The organism is Geodermatophilus sp. SYSU D00705 (assembly GCF_054050135.1).
The window spans coordinates 103,892-123,043 of the sequence record NZ_JBJGYT010000013.1 but is presented as its reverse complement, the minus strand read 5'-3'; the positions used below and the strand labels follow the sequence as shown (position 1 = coordinate 123,043).

17 protein-coding genes are annotated in these 19,152 nt (G+C 73.9%); 11 read left to right on the top strand and 6 right to left on the bottom strand.

The window, feature by feature from the left end; genetic code table 11:
* Positions 1-126 precede the first annotated feature (126 nt).
* Positions 127-297, bottom strand: coding sequence for a hypothetical protein (locus tag ACI78Q_RS12875; RefSeq protein WP_456923780.1), 171 nt, complete (start codon positions 295-297; stop codon positions 127-129).
* A 64-nt stretch (positions 298-361) separates the two neighbouring features.
* On the bottom strand, positions 362-1,030 hold the full coding sequence (locus ACI78Q_RS12870; protein ID WP_456923779.1) for an MBL fold metallo-hydrolase: 669 nt from the start codon (positions 1,028-1,030) through the stop codon (positions 362-364).
* 49 nt (positions 1,031-1,079) lie between these two features.
* Between ACI78Q_RS12870 and ACI78Q_RS12865 the strand changes: the two genes are divergently transcribed.
* The 7 genes from ACI78Q_RS12865 (at position 1,080) to ACI78Q_RS12835 (ending at position 9,578) form a co-directional block, all read left to right on the top strand.
* Positions 1,080-2,516 (top strand): amidase, encoded by a 1,437-nt coding sequence (locus ACI78Q_RS12865; protein WP_456923778.1) that lies wholly within the window; start codon positions 1,080-1,082, stop codon positions 2,514-2,516.
* A 164-nt stretch (positions 2,517-2,680) separates the two neighbouring features.
* Entirely contained in the window at positions 2,681-5,572 is a 2,892-nt protein-coding gene (gene uvrA, locus ACI78Q_RS12860; RefSeq protein WP_456923777.1) for an excinuclease ABC subunit UvrA, read from the top strand.
* Between the two features lie 158 nt (positions 5,573-5,730).
* A complete protein-coding gene (locus ACI78Q_RS12855; protein WP_456923776.1) occupies positions 5,731-6,012 on the top strand; it encodes a hypothetical protein in 282 nt (93 codons plus the stop codon).
* A 37-nt stretch (positions 6,013-6,049) separates the two neighbouring features.
* Complete coding sequence (locus tag ACI78Q_RS12850) at positions 6,050-7,030, top strand: Bug family tripartite tricarboxylate transporter substrate binding protein (RefSeq protein WP_456923775.1); 981 nt, start codon at positions 6,050-6,052, stop codon at positions 7,028-7,030.
* A complete protein-coding gene (locus tag ACI78Q_RS12845) occupies positions 7,027-7,602 on the top strand; it encodes a tripartite tricarboxylate transporter TctB family protein (RefSeq protein WP_456923774.1) in 576 nt (191 codons plus the stop codon). The genes ACI78Q_RS12850 and ACI78Q_RS12845 overlap by 4 nt, the downstream gene beginning before the upstream one ends.
* Positions 7,603-9,171, top strand: coding sequence for a tripartite tricarboxylate transporter permease (locus ACI78Q_RS12840; RefSeq protein ID WP_456923773.1), 1,569 nt, complete (start codon positions 7,603-7,605; stop codon positions 9,169-9,171). It abuts the gene before it with no gap.
* A complete protein-coding gene (locus tag ACI78Q_RS12835) occupies positions 9,168-9,578 on the top strand; it encodes a universal stress protein (protein WP_456923772.1) in 411 nt (136 codons plus the stop codon). Before ACI78Q_RS12840 ends, ACI78Q_RS12835 begins: the two co-directional genes overlap by 4 nt.
* Positions 9,579-9,594: 16 nt before the next feature.
* On the opposite strand, the gene ACI78Q_RS12830 is transcribed toward ACI78Q_RS12835, so the two are convergent.
* From ACI78Q_RS12830 to ACI78Q_RS12815, 4 genes are read right to left on the bottom strand one after another with little or no spacing between them, the layout of a single operon-like run.
* Positions 9,595-10,470, bottom strand: coding sequence for an alpha/beta fold hydrolase (locus ACI78Q_RS12830; protein ID WP_456923771.1), 876 nt, complete (start codon positions 10,468-10,470; stop codon positions 9,595-9,597).
* A gap of 34 nt (positions 10,471-10,504) precedes the next feature.
* A complete protein-coding gene (locus tag ACI78Q_RS12825; RefSeq protein WP_456923770.1) occupies positions 10,505-11,380 on the bottom strand; it encodes an alpha/beta fold hydrolase in 876 nt (291 codons plus the stop codon).
* 15 nt (positions 11,381-11,395) lie between these two features.
* On the bottom strand, positions 11,396-12,277 hold the full coding sequence (locus ACI78Q_RS12820) for an alpha/beta fold hydrolase (RefSeq protein ID WP_456923769.1): 882 nt from the start codon (positions 12,275-12,277) through the stop codon (positions 11,396-11,398).
* The gene (locus tag ACI78Q_RS12815) at positions 12,252-13,631 is read right to left on the bottom strand and encodes a hypothetical protein (protein WP_456923768.1); all 1,380 of its coding nucleotides are present in this window, start codon (positions 13,629-13,631) and stop codon (positions 12,252-12,254) included. The genes ACI78Q_RS12820 and ACI78Q_RS12815 overlap by 26 nt, the downstream gene beginning before the upstream one ends.
* 169 nt (positions 13,632-13,800) lie before the next feature.
* On the opposite strand from ACI78Q_RS12815, the gene uvrC reads away from it, so the two are divergent.
* The 4 genes from uvrC (at position 13,801) to whiA (ending at position 18,964) form a co-directional block, all read left to right on the top strand.
* A complete protein-coding gene (uvrC, locus tag ACI78Q_RS12810) occupies positions 13,801-15,834 on the top strand; it encodes an excinuclease ABC subunit UvrC (protein ID WP_456923767.1) in 2,034 nt (677 codons plus the stop codon).
* Between the two features lie 73 nt (positions 15,835-15,907).
* Positions 15,908-16,879, top strand: a complete 972-nt coding sequence (gene rapZ, locus ACI78Q_RS12805; RefSeq protein WP_456923766.1) for an RNase adapter RapZ — start codon at positions 15,908-15,910, stop codon at positions 16,877-16,879.
* Positions 16,879-17,865: a gluconeogenesis factor YvcK family protein gene (locus ACI78Q_RS12800; protein ID WP_456923765.1), complete on the top strand. Its 987-nt coding sequence runs from the start codon at positions 16,879-16,881 to the stop codon at positions 17,863-17,865. Before rapZ ends, ACI78Q_RS12800 begins: the two co-directional genes overlap by 1 nt.
* 118 nt (positions 17,866-17,983) lie before the next feature.
* The gene (whiA, locus tag ACI78Q_RS12795) at positions 17,984-18,964 is read left to right on the top strand and encodes a DNA-binding protein WhiA (protein WP_097205997.1); all 981 of its coding nucleotides are present in this window, start codon (positions 17,984-17,986) and stop codon (positions 18,962-18,964) included.
* The last annotated feature ends 188 nt before the right edge of the window (positions 18,965-19,152 follow it).

Sequence of the window (19,152 nt, the reverse complement as noted above, 5' to 3'; positions counted from 1 at the left end):
GCGAGGCGTTCCCGCGGGAACGCCTCGCCCGGAGCTGCCGGGTCCGGCCACGCGGAGAACCGGCGCGGGCGCCGGGACGTAGACGCCTCGCCCTGGGGCGAGGACCGTGAGCTCCGACGGGAGCGATCAGTCACCCCCGTCGTCGCCGCCGACGGCGCCATCCGAGCTGCCATCGACCGGTACATGAGGGGCCGCCGGTTGCTCGACCACCGTGTGCGCAAGGGGAATGGGCTCCGGCAGCGTCGTGAAGTCGATGTCAGCGGCGTGGCGTCCGACACCTGGCTTCGGCTCGATCATGACGACCACCCCCTCGACGGAAGTGTGCGTTGGGTCGGCCAGCTCGCCGCGAGGCCGCCGGGAACTACCAACCGCGGGCGCGCCACTCGCCGAGGTGGGGGCGCTCGGCGCCGATCGTCGTGTCCTTGCCGTGGCCCGGGTACACCCATGCGTCGTCGGGCAGGGTGCCGAACAGCCGCTGCTCGACGTCGTCGATGAGGCTGGCGAAGCGCTGCGCGTCCTTCTGGGTGTTGCCGACGCCGCCGGGGAACAGGCTGTCGCCGGTGAACACGTGCGTGCCCGCGTCCTCGGGGCCGCGCCAGACCAGCGCGATGCTGCCCGGCGTGTGCCCACGCAGGTGCACCACCTCGAGCACCTGCTCCCCGACGGCCACCGTGTCGCCGTGCTCGACCGGCCGCTGCACGGGCACCGGGAGGTCGCCGGCGTCGGCCGGGTGGGCGACGGTGACGGCGCCGGTCGCCTCGACGACCTCGGGCAGGGCGCGGTGGTGGTCCCAGTGCCCGTGCGTGGTGACGACGGTGCGGACCGGGGCGTCGCCGATGAACGCGCGCAGCGTCTCGGGCTCCGCGGCGGCGTCGACGAGCAGCGCCTCGCCGGTGGCGGTGCAGCGCAGCAGGTAGGCGTTGTTGGCCATCTCGCTGACCGCGATCTTGCTGATCGTCAGGCCCGGCAGCTCCCGGACGTCGGCGGGCCCGCCCACCTCGACGTCGCCGGTGTAGGTCCCCGAGGTCATGCCTGGACTCCGTTCGAGAAGTGTCGCTGGCCGCGGTTACGGTCCTGGCATGGACGCTAGCGGAGGTCTGCCGCTCGGGGCCCGGGTCGAGGGTGGGCCGGGCACGGTCGTGGGTCTCCCGGCCACCGAGCTGGCCGCACGCGTGCGGGCGGGGGAGCTGACGGCGGTCGAGGTGGTGCGCGCGCACCTGGCCCACCTCGACCGGGTCGAGGCGCGCGTCGGGGCCTTCCGGGTGGTCCGCCGCGAGGCCGCGCTCGCCGAGGCGGCCGCGGTCGACGCCCGCCCCGGCCGGGGTGCTCTGCCGCTCGCCGGGGTGCCGGTCGCGGTCAAGGACAACGTCGCGGTGGCCGGCGAGGTCTGCACCGACGGGTCGCCGGCCTGCCCGAGCCGCCGCGCGACCGAGGACCACCCCGTCGTCGCCCGCCTGCGCGCCGCCGGCGCCGTCGTCGTCGGCATCACCCGCGCCCCCGAGCTGTGCCTCTACGCCTCCACCGACGGTCCCGGCGCGGTCAGCCGCAACCCCTGGGACACCGCGCGATCCCCGGCCGGCAGCTCCGGCGGCAGCGCCGCGGCGGTCGCCTCGGGCTCGGTGCCGCTGGCGCACGGGAACGACGGCATGGGGTCGCTGCGCCTGCCCGCCGCCGCCTGCGGGCTGGTCACGCTGAAGCCCGGCCGCGGCGTGGTGCCGGGCGGGATCGGCGCCGACGACTGGTCCGGCATGGCCGTCAACGGGGCGTTGGCGACGACGGTGGCCGACCTCGCCCTCGCGCACGCGGTGCTGGCGGGGGAGCAGCCGGTACCGCCCGCGGCACCCGGCCGGCCACTGCGCATCGCCGTCTCCACCCGGTCGCCGCTGCCGGGCGTGCGGGCCGACGCCCCGGCCCTGGAGGCGGTCGAGCGGACCGTCGCGGCGGTCACCGCCGCCGGGCACACCGTGGTCCGGCGCGACCCACCGGTTCCCCCCGCGGCCGCGGCGGGGGCGATCGCGCGGTGGATGGCCGGGGCCGCCGACGACGCCGAGCACCTGGGCATCGCGACCGCCGACCTCCAGCCGCGCAGCCGCACCCACGTGCGGATCGGCCGGCTCGTCCGCCGGGCCGGGCTGGTCCGGCCGGCCACCGCCGAGCGGTTCCGCGACCGGACGACCGCCTTCTTCGACGACGTCGACCTCCTGCTCACCCCGGTGACGACGGGTCCGCCGCTGTCCGCCCGCCCGTGGCACGAGCGCGGGTTCCTGGCCAACGTCACGGCCAACGCCCGCTGGGCGCCGTGGACGGCGGCCTGGAACCTGGCCGGCCTGCCCGCGCTGGTGCTCCCGGCCGGCGTGCGGCCCGAGGGCCACCCCCTGGCGGTCCAGCTCGCCGGCCCCCCGGGCGCCGAGACGCGACTACTCTGGCTCGCCGGAGAGCTGGAACGGCGACAGCCGTGGCGCCGGTACGCGCCGGTCTTCGACCCCACCGAGCCCGCGGTCGCGGCGTCCGGCTGACCTCTTCCCCTCCCGGCACGGGGGTTGACCGGCATCACGCAGGTCACGGCCCAGCCGGGGAACAGGCACGCAGCGCGACGACTTGTCTCCGTAGGGACATCGGCACCGGGTACCGACGGCGCCGCGCACCCGCAATCCACGCTCCAGCGACCGACAGGGAACACATGGACCGCCTCGTCGTCCGCGGCGCCCGCGAGCACAACCTCAAGGACGTCCACCTCGACCTGCCCCGCGACGCGCTCATCGTGTTCACGGGCCTGTCCGGCTCGGGCAAGTCGAGCCTGGCCTTCGACACCATCTTCGCCGAGGGCCAGCGCCGGTACGTCGAGTCGCTGTCGGCCTACGCCCGGCAGTTCCTGGGGCAGATGGACAAGCCCGACGTCGACTTCATCGAGGGCCTGAGCCCGGCTGTCTCGATCGACCAGAAGTCGACCAACCGCAACCCGCGGTCGACCGTCGGCACGATCACCGAGGTCTACGACTACCTCCGGCTGCTGTACGCCCGCGCCGGCCAGCCGCACTGCCCCAACTGCGGCAAGCCCATCTCGCGGCAGACGCCGCAGCAGATCGTCGACCAGGTGCTGGCCATGGAGGAGGGCACCCGCTTCCAGGTGCTCGCCCCCGTCGTCCGCGCCCGGAAGGGCGAGTACGTCGACCTGTTCAGCTCGCTGCAGACCCAGGGCTTCTCCCGGGTCCGCGTCGACGGCGTCGTCCACCAGCTGACCGAGCCGCCGAAGCTCAAGAAGCAGGAGAAGCACACGATCGAGGTGATCGTCGACCGGCTCACCGTCAAGGAGAGCGCGAAGCGCCGGCTCACCGACTCGGTCGAGACCGCGCTCGGCCTGGCCGGGGGCCTGGTCGTCCTCGACTTCGTCGACCTGGCGGAGGAAGACCCGCACCGCGAGCGGACCTTCTCCGAGCACCTGGCCTGCGTCGACGACGGCCTGTCCTTCGAGGCGCTCGAGCCGCGGTCGTTCTCCTTCAACTCGCCGTTCGGCGCCTGCCCGGAGTGCACCGGCATCGGCACCCGCAAGGAGGTCGACCCCGACCTCGTCGTGCCCGACCCGGAGAAGAGCCTGGCCCAGGGCGCCATCGCGCCGTGGTCGACGTCGATGAGCAACGAGTACTTCACCCGGCTGCTCACCGGCCTGTCCCAGCAGCTCGGCTTCTCCATGGACGATCCGTGGGAGCGGCTGCCGGCCAAGGTGCAGAAGGCCGTGCTGCACGGCTCGCCGGACCAGGTGCACGTCCGCTACAAGAACCGCTACGGCCGCGAGCGCAGCTACTACGCGGCGTTCGAGGGCGTCCTGCCGTTCCTCGAGCGGCGGCACGAGGACACCGACAGCGACTACATGCGGGACAAGTACGAGGGCTACATGCGCGACGTGCCGTGCCCCGTGTGCCACGGCACCCGCCTGAAGCCGGAGATCCTCGCGGTCAAGCTCAACGGCCGCTCCATCGCCGAGGTCACCGGGCTGTCGATCGGCGAGGCGTCCGACTGGCTGGGCGCGCTGGTGCTCGGCGAGCGCGAGCGGGCGATCGCCGACCGCGTGCTCAAGGAGATCCAGGCGCGGCTGTCCTTCCTGGTCGACGTCGGCCTGGACTACCTGTCCCTCGACCGGCCGGCGGCCACCCTCGCCGGCGGTGAGGCGCAGCGCATCCGGCTGGCCACCCAGATCGGCTCCGGGCTGGTCGGCGTCCTCTACGTCCTCGACGAGCCCTCCATCGGCCTGCACCAGCGGGACAACACCCGGCTGATCGAGACCCTGGTCCGGCTGCGCGACATGGGCAACACGCTCATCGTCGTCGAGCACGACGAGGACACGATCAAGACCGCCGACTGGGTCGTCGACATCGGCCCCGGCGCCGGCGAGCACGGCGGCGAGGTCGTCGTGAGCGGCACCGTCGAGGACCTCCTCACCAGCGAGCGGTCGCTGACCGGCCAGTACCTGTCCGGCCGCAAGGAGATCGCCGTCCCCGAGAAGCGCCGGGAGCCGACGCCGGGCCGCGAGCTGGTGGTCAAGGGCGCCCGCGAGCACAACCTGCGCGGCGTCGACGTCACGTTCCCGCTCGGCTGCCTGGTGGCCGTCACCGGCGTCTCCGGCTCGGGCAAGTCCAGCCTGGTCAACGACATCCTCTACACGGTGCTGGCCAACCAGCTGAACCGGGCGCGCCTGGTGCCCGGCCGGCACCGGACCGTCACCGGCCTGGAGCACCTGGACAAGGTGGTGCACGTCGACCAGTCGCCGATCGGCCGCACCCCCCGGTCCAACCCGGCCACCTACACCGGCGTCTGGGACCACGTCCGCAAGCTGTTCGCGAGCACCTCCGAGGCGAAGGTGCGCGGCTACCTGCCGGGCCGGTTCAGCTTCAACGTCAAGGGCGGCCGCTGCGAGGCGTGCTCCGGCGACGGGACGCTGAAGATCGAGATGAACTTCCTGCCCGACGTCTACGTCCCCTGCGAGGTGTGCAAGGGCGCCCGGTTCAACCGGGAGACCCTCGAGGTGCACTACAAGGGCAAGACGGTGGCCGAGGTCCTCGACATGCCGATCGAGGAGGCCGCCGACTTCTTCGCCGCCATCCCGGCGATCGCCCGGTACCTGCGCACCCTCACCGAGGTCGGGCTCGGCTACGTGCGGCTCGGCCAGCCCGCGACCACTCTCTCCGGCGGTGAGGCGCAGCGGGTCAAGCTGGCCAGCGAGCTGCAGAAGCGGTCCAACGGCCGCAGCATCTACGTCCTCGACGAGCCCACCACCGGCCTGCACTTCGAGGACATCCGCAAGCTGCTGCTCGTGCTCCAGGGCCTGGTCGACAAGGGCAACTCGGTGGTCGTCATCGAGCACAACCTCGACGTCATCAAGAGCGCGGACTGGCTCATCGACATGGGTCCCGAGGGCGGGTTCCGCGGCGGCACGGTCGTCGCCGAGGGGCCGCCGGAGTTCGTGGCCGGCGTGCCCGAGAGCCACACCGGCCGGTACCTGGCCCGGATCCTCGACCCCGAGTCGGTGGCCGCGGCCGCCGCCCCCAAGAAGCGGGCGCGCAAGAAGGCCAGCTGAGCCCACCAGCGCCGACGGCCACTCCACGTCTTGAGCGAGGAGTGGCCGTCGTCGTACCGTCCCTGTGACAGACATCACGCCCAGGACCTGGCGTGATGGGGGTCCCCGACGGAGGAGACGCGCATGGGCGCTGTCCTGCACCAGACCGCTGGGCCGCGATGAGCGCGCTCACGCCCGACTGCGACCCGGACCTGTCGAACTGCGGTTCGCCGGTGGGGAACGGCCCCGGGATCGGGTCCACCCTGGTCCTGCTCGCCGTCCTCGCCGTTTCCGTGCCTGTCGCCACGGGTACGGCGGCGCCCGGGGTCGTGGCCTTCCTGGCCGGCGGCGCCGGGGTGGTGTCGGCACTGGTGCTGGTCCGCCGCACGGTGCGCCTGGTCCGCCGGGTCGCGCCCCAGAACTGGGCGCCAGCGGCGCGGCGGTCGCGTCCCGTGGGCTGACCCGGGACGCCACGTCGCCTCGCCCGGAGGTGGGCTCGTGCTCAGCCGCAGGTCGTTCCTCGCAGGCGTGGTGGCCGCGCCCGTCCTCGGCGCCCTGGCCGGTTGCGCGGGCACGGTCGTCCGCCCCGGCGACCTCTCCCGGCTGCGGATCATGGCACCGGCCAGCCCGGGCGGCGGCTGGGACACCACCGCCCGCGTCATGCAGCGGACGATCCAGAGCAGCGGCCTCGCGCGCAACGTGCAGGTGTTCAACGTCGAGGGCGCCGGCGGCGTCATCGGGCTCGGCCAGCTCGCCCGTGAGGACGACGACGCCCTGCTGATGATGATGGGCCTGGTCATGGTCGGCGCCGTCGACACCAACGACTCCTCCACCCGGCTCACCGACGTCACGCCCATCGCCCGGCTGATCGGCGAGACGGAGCTGATCGTCGCCCCGCCCGACGCGCCCTTCGACGACGTCGCGGGCTTCGTCGAGGTCTGGGCGGCCGACCCCGCCAACACGCCCATCGCCGGCGGCTCGGCCGGCGGCACCGACCAGATCCTCGCCGGCCTGCTCGCCCAGGCCGCCGGCATCGACCCCGGGCAGGTCAACTACATCCCGTACTCCGGCGGCGGCGAGTCGCTGTCGGCGCTGCTCGGCGGGCAGGTCACCGCCGGCATCTCCGGCACGGCCGACTACGGGCCGCAGGTCGCCTCCGGGGACCTCAAGGGGCTCGCGGTCTCCACGCCCGAGCGCAGCGACCAGGTGCCCGACGTCCCCACGCTGATCGAGTCGGGCTTCGACGTCGAGGTGTCCAACTGGCGCGGCGTGATGGCCCGCCCCGGCATGACCGACGCTGCCCGGGAGGACCTCATCGCGCTGGTCGTCGACACCCACGACAGCGACGAGTGGGCCGAGGCGCTGGCCAACAACGGCTGGGACGACCTCCTGCTCACCGGTGACGACTACGGGGCGTTCCTCGCCGAGGAGGAGGCGCGGGTGCGGGAGATCCTGGTGCAGATCGGCCTGGTGCAGTGAGCCCCCCCGAGCCCGCGGCACCGGACGCCACCCCCGCCGACGCCGCCCCCTCCGACGCCGCCCCGCCGCCGGAGGAGCTCGGGCGGAGCACCGGCGAGCTGGTGATGGCCATCCTGCTCGGGGCGCTCGGCGTCTACCTGGTCCTGGACGCCGGCAGCATCGCCGTGCCGGGGTCGGCGAACACGGTGGGGCCGCGGTTCTTCCCGTACCTGGTCGGCGGGCTCATCATCGCCACCTCCCTCGCCCTCACCTACCGGGTGTGGCGCGGCGACCGCGGCCCTGCCGACGAGAGCGAGGACGTCGATCCGACGGCCGGCACGGACTGGCGGGCGGTGGGCATCATCGCCGCCGCCTTCCTCGCCCAGGCCCTGCTCATCAACGTGGTCGGCTGGCCGCTGGCGGTGACCCTGATGTTCGGCACGGTCGCCTGGGCCCTGGGGGCGCGCGGCATCGTCCGGCCGCTGCTCGCCGGCGGCATCACCGCGGTCGTCGTCTGGATCATCTTCGTCAAGGCGCTCAACGTGGCCCTGCCCGGCGGGACCCTCCTCGAGCTCGCGACGAGCTGGTTCTAGATGGACGCCCTCTCCGACCTGGCCGCCGGCTTCGCCGACGCCCTCACGCCGGTCAACCTGCTGTTCGCCTTCGTCGGCGTGCTCTTGGGGACGGCGGTCGGCGTCCTGCCCGGCATCGGCCCGGCGATGACGGTGGCGCTGCTGCTGCCGATCACGTACGTCCTCGAGCCGACCAGCGCGTTCATCATGTTCGCCGGCATCTACTACGGCGGCATGTACGGCGGGTCGACGACGTCGATCCTGCTGAACACCCCCGGCGAGGCCAGCTCGATCATGACCGCGCTCGAGGGCAACAAGATGGCCAAGGCCGGCCGCGGGGCCGCGGCGCTGGCCACCGCGGCGATCGGCTCCTTCGTGGCCGGCACGATCGCCACCCTGCTGCTCGCCCTGGTCGCGCCCACCGTGGTCGACCTGGCGATCGGGATCACCGCGGCGGACTACTTCGCGCTGGCCGTGTTCGCCTTCGTCGCGGTGTCCACGGTGCTGGGGGCCTCCCCGCTGCGCGGCCTGGCGTCCCTCGGCGTCGGGCTCTACCTGGGGTTGGTCGGCACCGACGTCCTCACCGGCCAGGAGCGGTTCGCCCTCGGCGTCCCACAGCTGTCCGACGGCATCGACGTCGTCGTGGTGGCGGTGGCCCTGTTCGCGGTGGGGGAGGCCCTCTACGTCGCCTCCCGGCTGCGGCACGGGCCGGTCGAGGTGATGGCCGCGAGCGGTCGCTACATGACCCGCCAGGACTTCCGCCGCTCCTGGAAGCCCTGGCTGCGGGGCACCGCGCTCGGGTTCCCGTTCGGGGCGCTGCCGGCCGGCGGCGCGGAGATCCCGACGTTCCTCTCCTACGCCTCCGAGCGGCGGCTCACCAAGCACCCCGAGGAGTTCGGGAAGGGCGCCATCGAGGGGGTGGCCGGGCCGGAGGCGGCCAACAACGCCGCGGCCGCCGGCGTGCTCGTCCCGCTGCTGACCCTCGGGCTGCCGACCTCGGCCACCGCGGCGATCCTGCTGGCGGCCTTCCAGGGCTACGGCATCCAGCCGGGCCCGACCCTGCTGACCACGGAGTCCACGCTGGTCTGGACGCTGATCGCGGCCCTGTTCATCGGCAACACGATGCTGCTGGTGCTCAACCTGCCGCTGGCCGGCATCTGGGTGAAGCTGCTGCGCATCCCGCGGCCGTACCTGTACGCGGGCATCCTGCTGTTCGCCTCGCTCGGGTCCTACGCGGTCAACGCCGACCCGCTGGACCTGGTGCTGCTGCTGGTGCTCGGCTTCCTCGGCTTCTTCATGCGGCGCTACGGCTGGCCCGTCGCGCCGGCGGTCATCGGGCTGATCCTCGGGCCGATCGCCGAGACCAACCTCCGCCGTGCGCTGGCCATCAGCGGTGGCGACCTGAGCGTCCTGGTCGAGACGTGGTTCAGCCGGGTCGTGCTCCTGCTGTCCCTCCTGGCCCTCGTCGTGCCGATCGTGCTGCGCGTGGTCCGCGGCCGCCGGTCGACCCCCGAGGAACTGCAGGAGACCGGCGAACTGCGCCACCACGAGCAGGCGGCCGCCAACCGCAACGACGGGAGGGCTGGGTGAACGGTGTCGTGGTCGTCGGCGTCGTCCCCAACCCCCGGGGGCAGGCGGCGCTGGAGCACGCGGTCGCCGAGGCGCACCGCCGGGGGGCGCGGCTGGTCGTCGTCAACAGCTCGCGCGGTGACGCGCTGGTCGACGAGGAGTACCTGTTCGGCGACCGGCTGCGGCAGCTGCAGGCCGACCTGACGGTGTCCGGGGTGCCCTTCGAGCTGCGCCAGCCGGTGGGCCGGGACGTCGCCGAGGAGCTCGCCGCCACCGTCACCGAGACCGGCGCGGAGTTGCTGGTCATCGGGCTGCGGCGGCGGTCGGCGGTGGGCAAGCTGCTCATGGGCAGCGCGGCCCAGCGCATCCTGCTCGACGTCGACTGCCCCGTCCTGGCGGTGAAGTCCCCACCGCGCGAGACGCGGTGAGCCGCGCGCCCCGAGGTCAGCCGGGCCGCACGGCTCCCGCCGGGGACGTCCCGGCGTCCGCGGCCGTCCGGGGCGGCGGCGTCCCCGGGCGGGCCTCGACGTCCTGCCAGAAGGCGTCGACGCGGGCGTTCCAGCGGTCCGGGACCTCCTGGAACGGCTGGTGGGACTCGGTCTCCCACACCTCGAACAGCGCCCCCGGGATCAGGTCGGCGACCGCCCGGCCGCGCTCCGGCCGCACCACCGGGTCGATCCCGCCGGCGAGCACCAGGGTGGGCGCGGTGATCTGGGGGAGCGTGTCGGTGGTGTCGTGGGCGGCCCACGCGTCCAGGTGCCGCTGGATCACCTCCGGTGCCTGCTTGTAGGGGAAGGCGAGGGCCTCGTCGATGATCACGGCGACGGTGCCGTCGTCGTGTGCCCGGGGTGTGTAGATGAGGAGGAAGAAGGCCTCGAGGAAGGTGCGCTCGTCGGGGACGGCGTCGACCATCCAGCGGGTGGACCGCACCCAGGCCTGCATGTAGGGGTCCATGGCTGCCCAGGTGCTCTGCAGCACCAGGCTGCGGACGAGGTCGGGCCGGCGCAGCGCCAGCTCCTGCGCGGTCTTGGCCCCGCCGGAGAAGCCGGCGACGTGCGCCGACGCGATGCCGTGCGCGTCGAGCACGGCGGCGGCGTCGCCGGCCATGTCCGCGACGGTCACCGGGCCGTCGGGCAGCGCGGTCCGGCCGGCGCCCCGGTTGTCGAAGGCGGTCAGCCGGTAGCGGTCGGCCAGCCCGTCGAGCTGGAACTGCCAGGACTCCACGGTGTCCCCGAGGCCGCCGATCAGGAGGACGTCGGAGCCCTGCCCGACCTGCTCGGTCCAGATGTCGAGACCGCGCGCACGGATGTGTTCGCCCATCTCGGGAGACCCTCTCTCTGGCCGGCGACCCTGCTCAGGACGGTGGACGGTCACCGGCCGGCAGCCGCTCACCCTCGGGGACCGCCCGGGGACCCGGTGCAGCCAGGCGCGCCTCGACGTCCTGCCAGAAGGCGTCGACGCGGGCGTTCCAGCGGTCGGGCACCTCCTGGAACGGCTGGTGGGACTCCTCCGCCATGACCTCGAAGACGGCGCCGGGGATCGCCTCGGCGACAGCCCGGCCGAGGTCCGGCCGGGCCGTGGGGTCGATGCCGCCGGCCAGCACCAGCGTCGGCGCGGTGATGCGCGGCAGCCATCCGGTGCTGTCGTGGTGCCAGATGTCGGCGAGGAAGCGGTGCACGTCCTCCGCCGACTGCTTGTGGGGGAAGGCGAGCACCTCGTCGATGAACGCGGCGACGGTGCCGTCGTCGTGCGCCCGCGGTGTGTAGATCCACAGGAAGAACGACTCCAGGAACGTCCGCTCGTCCGGGGCGCTGTCGACCAGCCACTCGACGAAGCGCAGCCACGTGCGGAAGTACGAGTCCATCACCGCCCAGGTGCTCTGCAGCACCAGGCTGCGGACCAGGTGGGGATGCCGCAGCGCCAGGTGCTGGCCGATGAGGCTGCCACCCGAGAAGCCCGCGACGTGGGCCGAGGGGATGCCGAGCGCACGGAGGACACCGGCCGCGTCGTCGGCCATCGCCGCCAGGGTGGCGCCCTCTGCCGGCATCGCCGTCCGGCCCGCCCCGCGGTTGTCGAACGCGGTCAACCGGTAGCGGTCGGCCAGCCCGTCGAGCTGGAGCTGCCACGACTCGACGGTGTCGCCGAGGCCGCCGATCAGCAGCACGTCGGGCCCCTGCCCGACCTGCTCGGTCCAGATCTCCAGGTCGCCCGCCCGGACGTGTCGGCCCATCTCGGTCCTCCTCGGTCAGCCGCGCCGGGTCGTCTCCGGCGGGCGGTCCGGCGACGGGTGGGCGTCGTCGGGGGCGGCACGCGGCAGCGGGGTGCTCGCCGCGACCTGCTGCCAGAAGGCGTCGACGCGGGCGTTCCAGCGGTCGGGCACCTCCTGGAACGGCTGGTGGCACTCGGTCTCCCACAGCTCGAAGCGCGCAGCGGGGTTCGCCTCGGCGACGACGCGGCCCAACGGGGGACGGGCGATCGAGTCGACCCCGCCGGCCAGCACCAGCGTCGGCGCGGTGATCCGCGCCGGGCGGTCCGGGGTGTCGTCGTCGATCAGGGCGTCCAGGTAGCGCTGGAGGTCCTCGGCCGCCTGCTTGTGGGGGAAGGCCAGCACCTCCTCGACGAAGCCGGCCACCGTGCCGTCCTCGTGCGCGCGGGCGGTGTACAGGTCGAGGCAGAAGGCCTCGACGAACGCCCGCTCGCTGGGGGCGACCGCGACCAGCCACCGGACGAACCCCAGCCACGCCCGGAGGTACACGTCGGGCACGGCCCAGGTGCTCTGCAGCACCAGGCTGCGGACCAGGTCGGGACGGCGCACCGCGAGCTCCTGGGCCACGATGCTGCCCCCGGAGAACCCCGCCACGTGGGCCGACGCGATCCCCAGGACGTCGAGGACGCCGGCCGCGTCGTCGGCCAGCACCCCCATCGTGACCCGGTCGCGGGGCATCGGCGTCCGGCCGGCCCCGCGGGTGTCGAACGCGGTCAGCCGGTAGCGGTCGGCGAGCCCGTCGAGCTGGAACTGCCAGGACTCGACGGTGTCGCCGGCCCCGCCGATCAGCAGCACGTCGGGCCCCTGCCCGACCTGCTCGGCCCAGACCTGGAGGTCACCGACCGGGACGTGCGTGCCCACGGGGCCCCTCCTCCCCGGCGTGCCACCGCTGCATGTGCTCGGCGTGGGTCCGCAGGTACGCGCCGGGCCGGAAGAACCGGTCGTAGAACTCCAGGTCGAGGTGGTGCGCCTGGACGTAGTTGAGGATGAACACCGTCGGCACGGTGCCGGGGAACTTGCCGAAGGTGTCCAGGACGTACTGCGCCTGCAGCGCCACGCACGCCTTGAACTCCGCGTCGTGCACCTGGGCGCTGCCGCGGAAGCCGGGGCTGTCGGTCCACGGGCCCGGCGTGCGCGGGTTGAACGGACCGCCCTCGCCGAACTTGCGCTCGGCGAAGGCCTCCACCGCCGCCGCCATGTCCGCGTGGTGCGGCGGGCAGAACGCCTCGAAGACGCCGGGCAGGCCGGTGGGGTTGGGCACCGCCCAGCGCTCGTCCTCGTCGTGGCGGAAGCCGAGGCCGGGCACGTTCGGGTCGCCGGACGCCCCGAGGACCGCGAAGCGGTCGATCCCGTCGAACATCCACCCGCCCAGTCCCATCGCCTGCAGTACGAGGACCCCGCCGAAGCAACAGGTCGCCAGCTCGGCGGTGGCCTCGGTCAGCGCGTACTGCTCGGTGAAGGTCAGCGGGAAGGGCGCGTCGACGTCCACCAGGTGCCGGAACCGGTCCAGCCCCGGGATCTCCCGTCCGTTGACGTCGTCGAAGACCGCGTACCCGTTCTGCGTGAAGAAGCAGAGGATCGCCAGCAGGTGCTGGGCGATGTCGGCGACCGGGATGACCAGCAGGGAGCCGGGCACGTTGACGCACCAGGTGTTGTGCCCCTCGAGGTAGGGCTCCTCCCGGGGCAGGTGCAGCCGCCGGTCGGACAGCTGCCGGACGCGGCCGCGGTGCCGCTCCACCATCAGCTCGGGCGTGACGTCCTCGGTGGCGGGGTCGACGAGCGCACCGGCGTCCCGGGTCGGGAAGAAGTACACGCCCGAGTCGTCGGTGAAGAACAGCTCGGCGGTGTGGAACCCGGCCGCGGACGGGAAGGTGCGCCCGGCCGCCCCGCCGGCGTAGTTCGCCGGGTGGGGTGCGTAGTGGGCGTTGCGGGTGATCGAGTAGTGCCAGCCGGTGGTCCCGCCCATGGCGCTCAGCACGAGCATCCGCTCGAGCTCGGTCAGCGGCACCGGGTCGTGCCGCGACCGGTGGGCCAGCGGGCCGTCGGGGATCTCGTCGCCGAGGGCGAAGCGCCGGGAACGCCGTCCGAACAGGGCCTCCACCAGCGGGAAGGCGGCGAGGTCGGCCAGCGGGTCGGTCAGGGTGGGCGGGGCGGTGCGGGCCTCGGGGATCGGCGTCGTGCGGGCCGGGCTCGTCGGGTCCTGGATCGAGCTCATGGGCGGCACCCCTGGGGGAGGACGACCTGTCCGTCCGAGGCTGGTGCCGGGTGCCGCGGGTGGGCAAGGGGCGGAGGTCCCGGGACGGATCACACGGATGTGGTTCGAGTGACCGCTGCCATCCCGGTGCCCGGGCGAACCGTCGTCCGTCCCACCTAACCTGGGACCCATGCCCGACCCGTCCACGTACCGACCGGCGGTCGGCAGCATCCCGGAGGACCCGGGGGTCTACAAGTTCCGCGACCCCAACGGGCGGGTCATCTACGTCGGCAAGGCCAAGAGCCTCCGGCAGCGGCTGAACAGCTACTTCGCGGACGTCGCGGGCCTGCACCCGCGCACCCGGCAGATGGTGACGACGGCCGCCAGCGTCGAGTGGACCGTCGTCGGCACCGAGGTCGAGGCCCTCCAGCTCGAGTACAACTGGATCAAGGAGTTCGACCCCCGGTTCAACGTCCGCTACCGCGACGACAAGAGCTACCCGTCGCTGGCCGTGACGCTGAACGAGGAGTACCCGCGGCTGCAGGTCATGCGCGGGCCCAGGAAGAAGGGCGTGCGCTACTTCGGGCCGTACGCCCACGCGTGGGCCATCCGCGAGACGCTCGACACCCTGACCCGGGTGTTCCCGGCCCGCACCTGCTCCAACGGCGTCTTCAAGCGGGCCGGGCAGATCGGCCGGCCGTGCCTGCTCGGCTACATCGGCAAGTGCGCCGCACCCTGCGTCGGCCGGGTCTCCGCCGAGGAGCACCGGCGGATCGTCGACGACTTCTGCGACTTCATGGCCGGGCGCACCGAGTCGATGGTCAAGCGGCTGGAGCGGGAGATGGCCGCCGCCGCCGAGGCGATGGAGTACGAGAAGGCCGCCCGGCTGCGCGACGACCTGGGGGCGCTCAGGCGGGCGATGGAGAAGCAGGCCGTCGTCCTCGGTGACGGCACCGACGCCGACGTCGTCGCCTTCGCCCAGGACGAGCTGGAGGCCTCGGTCCAGGTCTTCCACGTGCGCGGCGGGCGGGTGCGCGGCCAGCGCGGGTGGATCGTCGACAAGGTCGAGGAGGTCACCACCGGCGAGCTGGTCGAGCAGTTCCTGCTCCAGGTGTACGGCGGCGTCGACGAGCAGACCGGCGCCGGCGAGGCCGGGGAGGCGGTGCCGCGCGAGGTGCTGGTCCCCGAGCTGCCCGACGACGCCGACGTCTACGCCGACCTGCTCAGCGAGCTGCGCGGGTCGCGGGTCTCCCTGCGGGTGCCGCAGCGCGGGGACAAGCGGGCGCTGCTGGAGACGGTGGAGCGCAACGCGAAGGAGGCCTTCGCCCGGCACCGGGTCAAGCGCTCCAGCGACCTCACCGCCCGCTCCCTGGCGCTGTCGGAGCTCCAGGAGGCGCTCGAGCTGCCCGACGCCCCGCTGCGGATCGAGTGCATGGACGTCTCGCACGTCCAGGGCACGAACGTCGTGGCCAGCATGGTCGTCTTCGAGGACGGTCTGGCGAAGAAGTCCGACTACCGCCGCTTCTCCGTCACGAACGGAACCGACGACACCGCGGCGATGGCCGAGGTGGTGCGCCGCCGGTTCGCCCGCCACCTCAAGGAGGAGGCCGACCGCAAGGACGAGCAGGGCATCGCCGCGGAGGAGGGCCGGCCGCGCCGGTTCGCCTACCCGCCGAACCTGCTCGTCGTCGACGGCGGCGCCCCGCAGGTGGCGGCGGCCGCGCGGTCCCTCGAGGAGCTGGGCGTCGTGGACGTCGCCGTCTGCGGGCTGGCCAAGCGGATGGAGGAGGTGTGGCTGCCCGGCGAGAGCGACCCGGTGATCCTGCCGCGCACCTCCGAGGCGCTGTACCTGCTGCAGCGGGTCCGCGACGAGGCGCACCGGTTCGCGATCACCTACCACCGGCAGAAGCGGTCCACCAGCATGCTGGTCTCCCTGTTGGACGACGTCCCCGGTCTCGGGGAGACGCGGCGGAAGGCGCTGATGAAGCAGTTCGGGTCCCTCAAGCGGCTGAGGGCCGCGACCGTCGAGGAGTTGGTGGCCGTGCCCGGCATCGGCCGGCGCACGGCGGAGGCGGTGCTGGCGGCGGTCGCCGAGCCGGCCGCCGACGCCGAGCCCGCGGAGGAGGTCGTGGAGAGCACCACCGCGCCGGCCGGGCCCGCCGAGCGGGGCACCCCGCAGCCGGGTGCCGGCGCCACCGCCGAGGTCGGGCTGGTGGCCTCGTGAGCGAGCTCGCGAGCTCACGCATGAGCACAGCAACGCCGGTCACGCGTCCGACGAGCGCCGGCGAGGAGGGCGCGTGAACGAGCTGACCCGCACCCACGGGCCGGGGGCCTTCGGCACGGCGCCGGGTGCCCCGGGGCACCCGCACACCGACGTCCCCCCGCCGCTGGACGCGAAGTCCGCCGAGACCCAGCCGCTGGACGTCGTCGTCGTCACCGGGCTGTCCGGCGCCGGCAAGAACACCGCCGGGCGGGTGCTGGAGGACCTCGGCTGGTTCGTCGTCGAGAACCTCCCGCCCGCGCTGCTGTTGCCGATGGTGGAGCTGGGGGGCCGCGGCGACGTCCGCCGGTTCGCCGCCGTCGTCGACGTCCGCAGCCGGGCGTTCTCCAGCGACCTGCAGGAGGCGATCCGCGTCCTCGCCGGGGCCGGGCACCGCCCGCGGGTGGTGTACGTGCACGCCCGCGACGAGGTCCTGGTCCGCCGGTACGAGTCCAACCGCCGGGAGCACCCGCTGCAGGGCGGCGGCACGCTGATCGACGGCATCTCGGCCGAGCGGGCGCTGCTGACCGGCATCGCGGGCGAGGCCGACCTGTGGGTGGACACCAGCGACCTCAACGTGCACCAGTTGCGGGCCACGCTGGAGAACGCCTTCGCCCGCGAGGGCCAGACGCCGCCGCTGACGGCCACCGTGCTGAGCTTCGGGTTCAAGTACGGCCTGCCGCTGGACGCCGACCTCGTGGTCGACGCCCGGTTCCTGCCCAACCCGCACTGGCTGCCCGAGCTGCGGCCGCACACCGGCCAGGACCCCGACGTGCGGGACTACGTCCTGAGCCAGGAGGCGGCGTCGCCGTTCCTCGACCGCTACACCGACGTGCTCCGCCTGCTCATCCCCGGCTACCGGCGGGAGGGCAAGCGGTACCTGACGCTCGCCGTGGGCTGCACCGGCGGCAAGCACCGCAGCGTGGCGATCGCGGAGGAGTTCGCGCGGCGGCTGTCCGCCGACGGCATCGACGTCGCCGTCCAGCACCGCGACCTGGGCCGGGAGTAGTGGGCGCCCCGACCACCGCGCCGCGAGGCGCGGAGCCGGAGCGACCGCTGCGCGTGGTGGCCTTCGGCGGCGGCCACGGGCTGGCCGCCGCGCTGGGTGCCTGGCGACGGCTGACCACCGACCTCACCGCGGTGGTCACCGTGGCCGACGACGGCGGCTCCTCGGGGCGCATCCGCCGCGAGATGCCGGTGTTGCCACCGGGCGACCTCCGGATGGCGCTCGCGGCCCTCGCCGACGACGAGGAGCACACCCGGGAGATGGGCCGGCTGCTGCAGCACCGGTTCGGCGGCACCGGGGTCCTCGCCGGGCACCCCGTGGGGAACCTCATGCTCACCGGGCTGGCGGAGATGCACGGCGGTGACACCGTCCGGGCGCTCGACGACCTGTGCCGGCTGCTCGGCGCCCGCGGCCGCGTGCTCCCGATGGCCGACGTCCCGCTGGACCTCGTGGCGCGGGTGGAGAGCAGCGACCCCGACGACCCGGCGCGGACCCGCACCATCCGCGGGCAGGCGGCGATCGCCAGCACCCCGGGGTGGGTCCGCGACATCATCGTCTCGCCGCCGGACCCGCCGGTGAACGAGGCCGTGCTCGACGCGATCGCCGCCGCCGACGTCGTCTCCCTGGGTCCGGGCTCCTGGTACACCTCGGTGCTGCCGCACCTGCTGGTGCCCCGGCTGCGGGCGGCGCTGGCCACCACCCGCGCCCGCGTCGTCGTCGTGCTCAACCTGGTGCCGCAGCCGGGAGAGACCGACGGGTTCTCGCCGGAGGACTACCTCACGGTGCTGCGTGCCCACCTCGGCGGAGTGGCGCTGCACACGGTGATCGCCGATGTCGACTCGGTGGTTGACCGCTGTGGTCTCCTGTCTGCGGTGCGCGAGTGCGGTGCGGAGCTGGTCCTGGCTCCCGTGGCCGAGCTCGACGGGGCACCGCGGCACGACCCGGTCCGCCTCGCGGCGGCGCTCGAGTCGGCCGTGGGGGCGCGTTAGGCATGGAAATCCGGCGCCGAGTACCGGAACCTCTGGTACCGGCACCGGTACGTGGGGGAGAAGAGGGGACGTCGCAGATGGGGCCTGGTTACCCCGGGGGAACGTGGGGGTGGATGGCATGGCGATGACGGCCATGGTCAAGGACGAGCTGTCTCGGGTGGAGTGCACCAAGACCTCCGAGCGCAAGGCGGAGGTGACGGCGCTGCTGCGGTTCAGCGGCGGCCTGCACATCGTCGGTGGCCGGGTGGTCATCGAGGCCGAGCTCGACACCGGCTCGGTGGCCCGACGGCTGCGCCGCGACATCAGCGAGGTCTACGGGTACACCAGCGGGGTCAGCGTGCTCGCCGGCGGGAACATCCGCCGCGGCGTGCGCTACCTGGTGCGCATCGCCAAGCACGGCGAGGGCCTGGCCCGGCAGACCGGCCTGGTCGACCAGCGTGGCCGCCCCGTCCGCGGGCTGCCGCCGTCGGTCGTCTCCGGCGGGATCAACGACGCCGAGGCCGCCTGGCGCGGGGCCTTCCTGGCGCACGGGTCGCTGACCGAGCCCGGTCGCTCGTCGTCCCTCGAGGTCACCTGTCCCGGTCCCGAGGCCGCCATGGCCCTGGTCGGGGCCGCCCGGCGGCTGGGCATCGCGGCCAAGGCGCGCGAGGTGCGCGGCGCCGACCGCGTCGTCGTCCGCGACGGCGACGCGATCAGCGCGCTGCTGACCCGCATGGGTGCCCACGACGCGGTGCTGGCCTGGGAGGAGCGGCGCATGCGCCGCGAGGTCCGGGCGACGGCCAACCGGCTGGCCAACTTCGACGACGCGAACCTGCGCCGGTCGGCGCGGGCCGCGGTGGCCGCGAGTGCGCGGGTGGAGCGGGCGCTGGAGATCCTCAACGGCGACGCCCCCGAGCACCTGCTGGTCGCCGGCCGGCTGCGCCTGGAGTTCGGCCAGGCCTCGCTGGAGGAGCTGGGCCAGCGCGCCGACCCGCCGATGACCAAGGACGCCGTCGCCGGGCGGATCCGCCGGCTGCTGGCGATGGCCGACAAGCGGGCCAAGGACCTCGGCATCCCCGACACCGAGTCGGTGGTCACCGAGGACATGCTCGCCCAGTAGAGGAGGGACCCTCGGCGCGGGACCCTGCAGGGGGCCGCTCCAGTACGTCACCACGCTCGGCGCGAGCCCCTGCACGGGCCGCTCCAGTACGTCACGACGTTCGTGGCGAGCCTCTGGACGGGGCCGCGGTGGGGAACCGCAGCAGGCACGTCACTCGGCCCGGGTTGCCGCAAGGCAGCCCGGGCCGC

What these genes read in the sequence shown, in the direction of transcription:
- ACI78Q_RS12815 (WP_456923768.1), bottom strand. Translation starts at nt 13,631, where the DNA reads ATGAGCTCGATCCAGGACCCGACGAGCCCGGCCCGCACGACGCCGATC.
- ACI78Q_RS12855 (WP_456923776.1), top strand. Translation starts at nt 5,731, where the DNA reads ATGAGCGCGCTCACGCCCGACTGCGACCCGGACCTGTCGAACTGCGGT.
- ACI78Q_RS12830 (WP_456923771.1), bottom strand. Translation starts at nt 10,470, where the DNA reads ATGGGCGAACACATCCGTGCGCGCGGTCTCGACATCTGGACCGAGCAG.
- ACI78Q_RS12840 (WP_456923773.1), top strand. Translation starts at nt 7,603, where the DNA reads ATGGACGCCCTCTCCGACCTGGCCGCCGGCTTCGCCGACGCCCTCACG.
- uvrC (WP_456923767.1), top strand. Translation starts at nt 13,801, where the DNA reads ATGCCCGACCCGTCCACGTACCGACCGGCGGTCGGCAGCATCCCGGAG.
- ACI78Q_RS12875 (WP_456923780.1), bottom strand. Translation starts at nt 297, where the DNA reads ATGATCGAGCCGAAGCCAGGTGTCGGACGCCACGCCGCTGACATCGAC.
- uvrA (WP_456923777.1), top strand. Translation starts at nt 2,681, where the DNA reads ATGGACCGCCTCGTCGTCCGCGGCGCCCGCGAGCACAACCTCAAGGAC.
- whiA (WP_097205997.1), top strand. Translation starts at nt 17,984, where the DNA reads ATGGCGATGACGGCCATGGTCAAGGACGAGCTGTCTCGGGTGGAGTGC.
- ACI78Q_RS12870 (WP_456923779.1), bottom strand. Translation starts at nt 1,030, where the DNA reads ATGACCTCGGGGACCTACACCGGCGACGTCGAGGTGGGCGGGCCCGCC.
- ACI78Q_RS12865 (WP_456923778.1), top strand. Translation starts at nt 1,080, where the DNA reads ATGGACGCTAGCGGAGGTCTGCCGCTCGGGGCCCGGGTCGAGGGTGGG.
- ACI78Q_RS12825 (WP_456923770.1), bottom strand. Translation starts at nt 11,380, where the DNA reads ATGGGCCGACACGTCCGGGCGGGCGACCTGGAGATCTGGACCGAGCAG.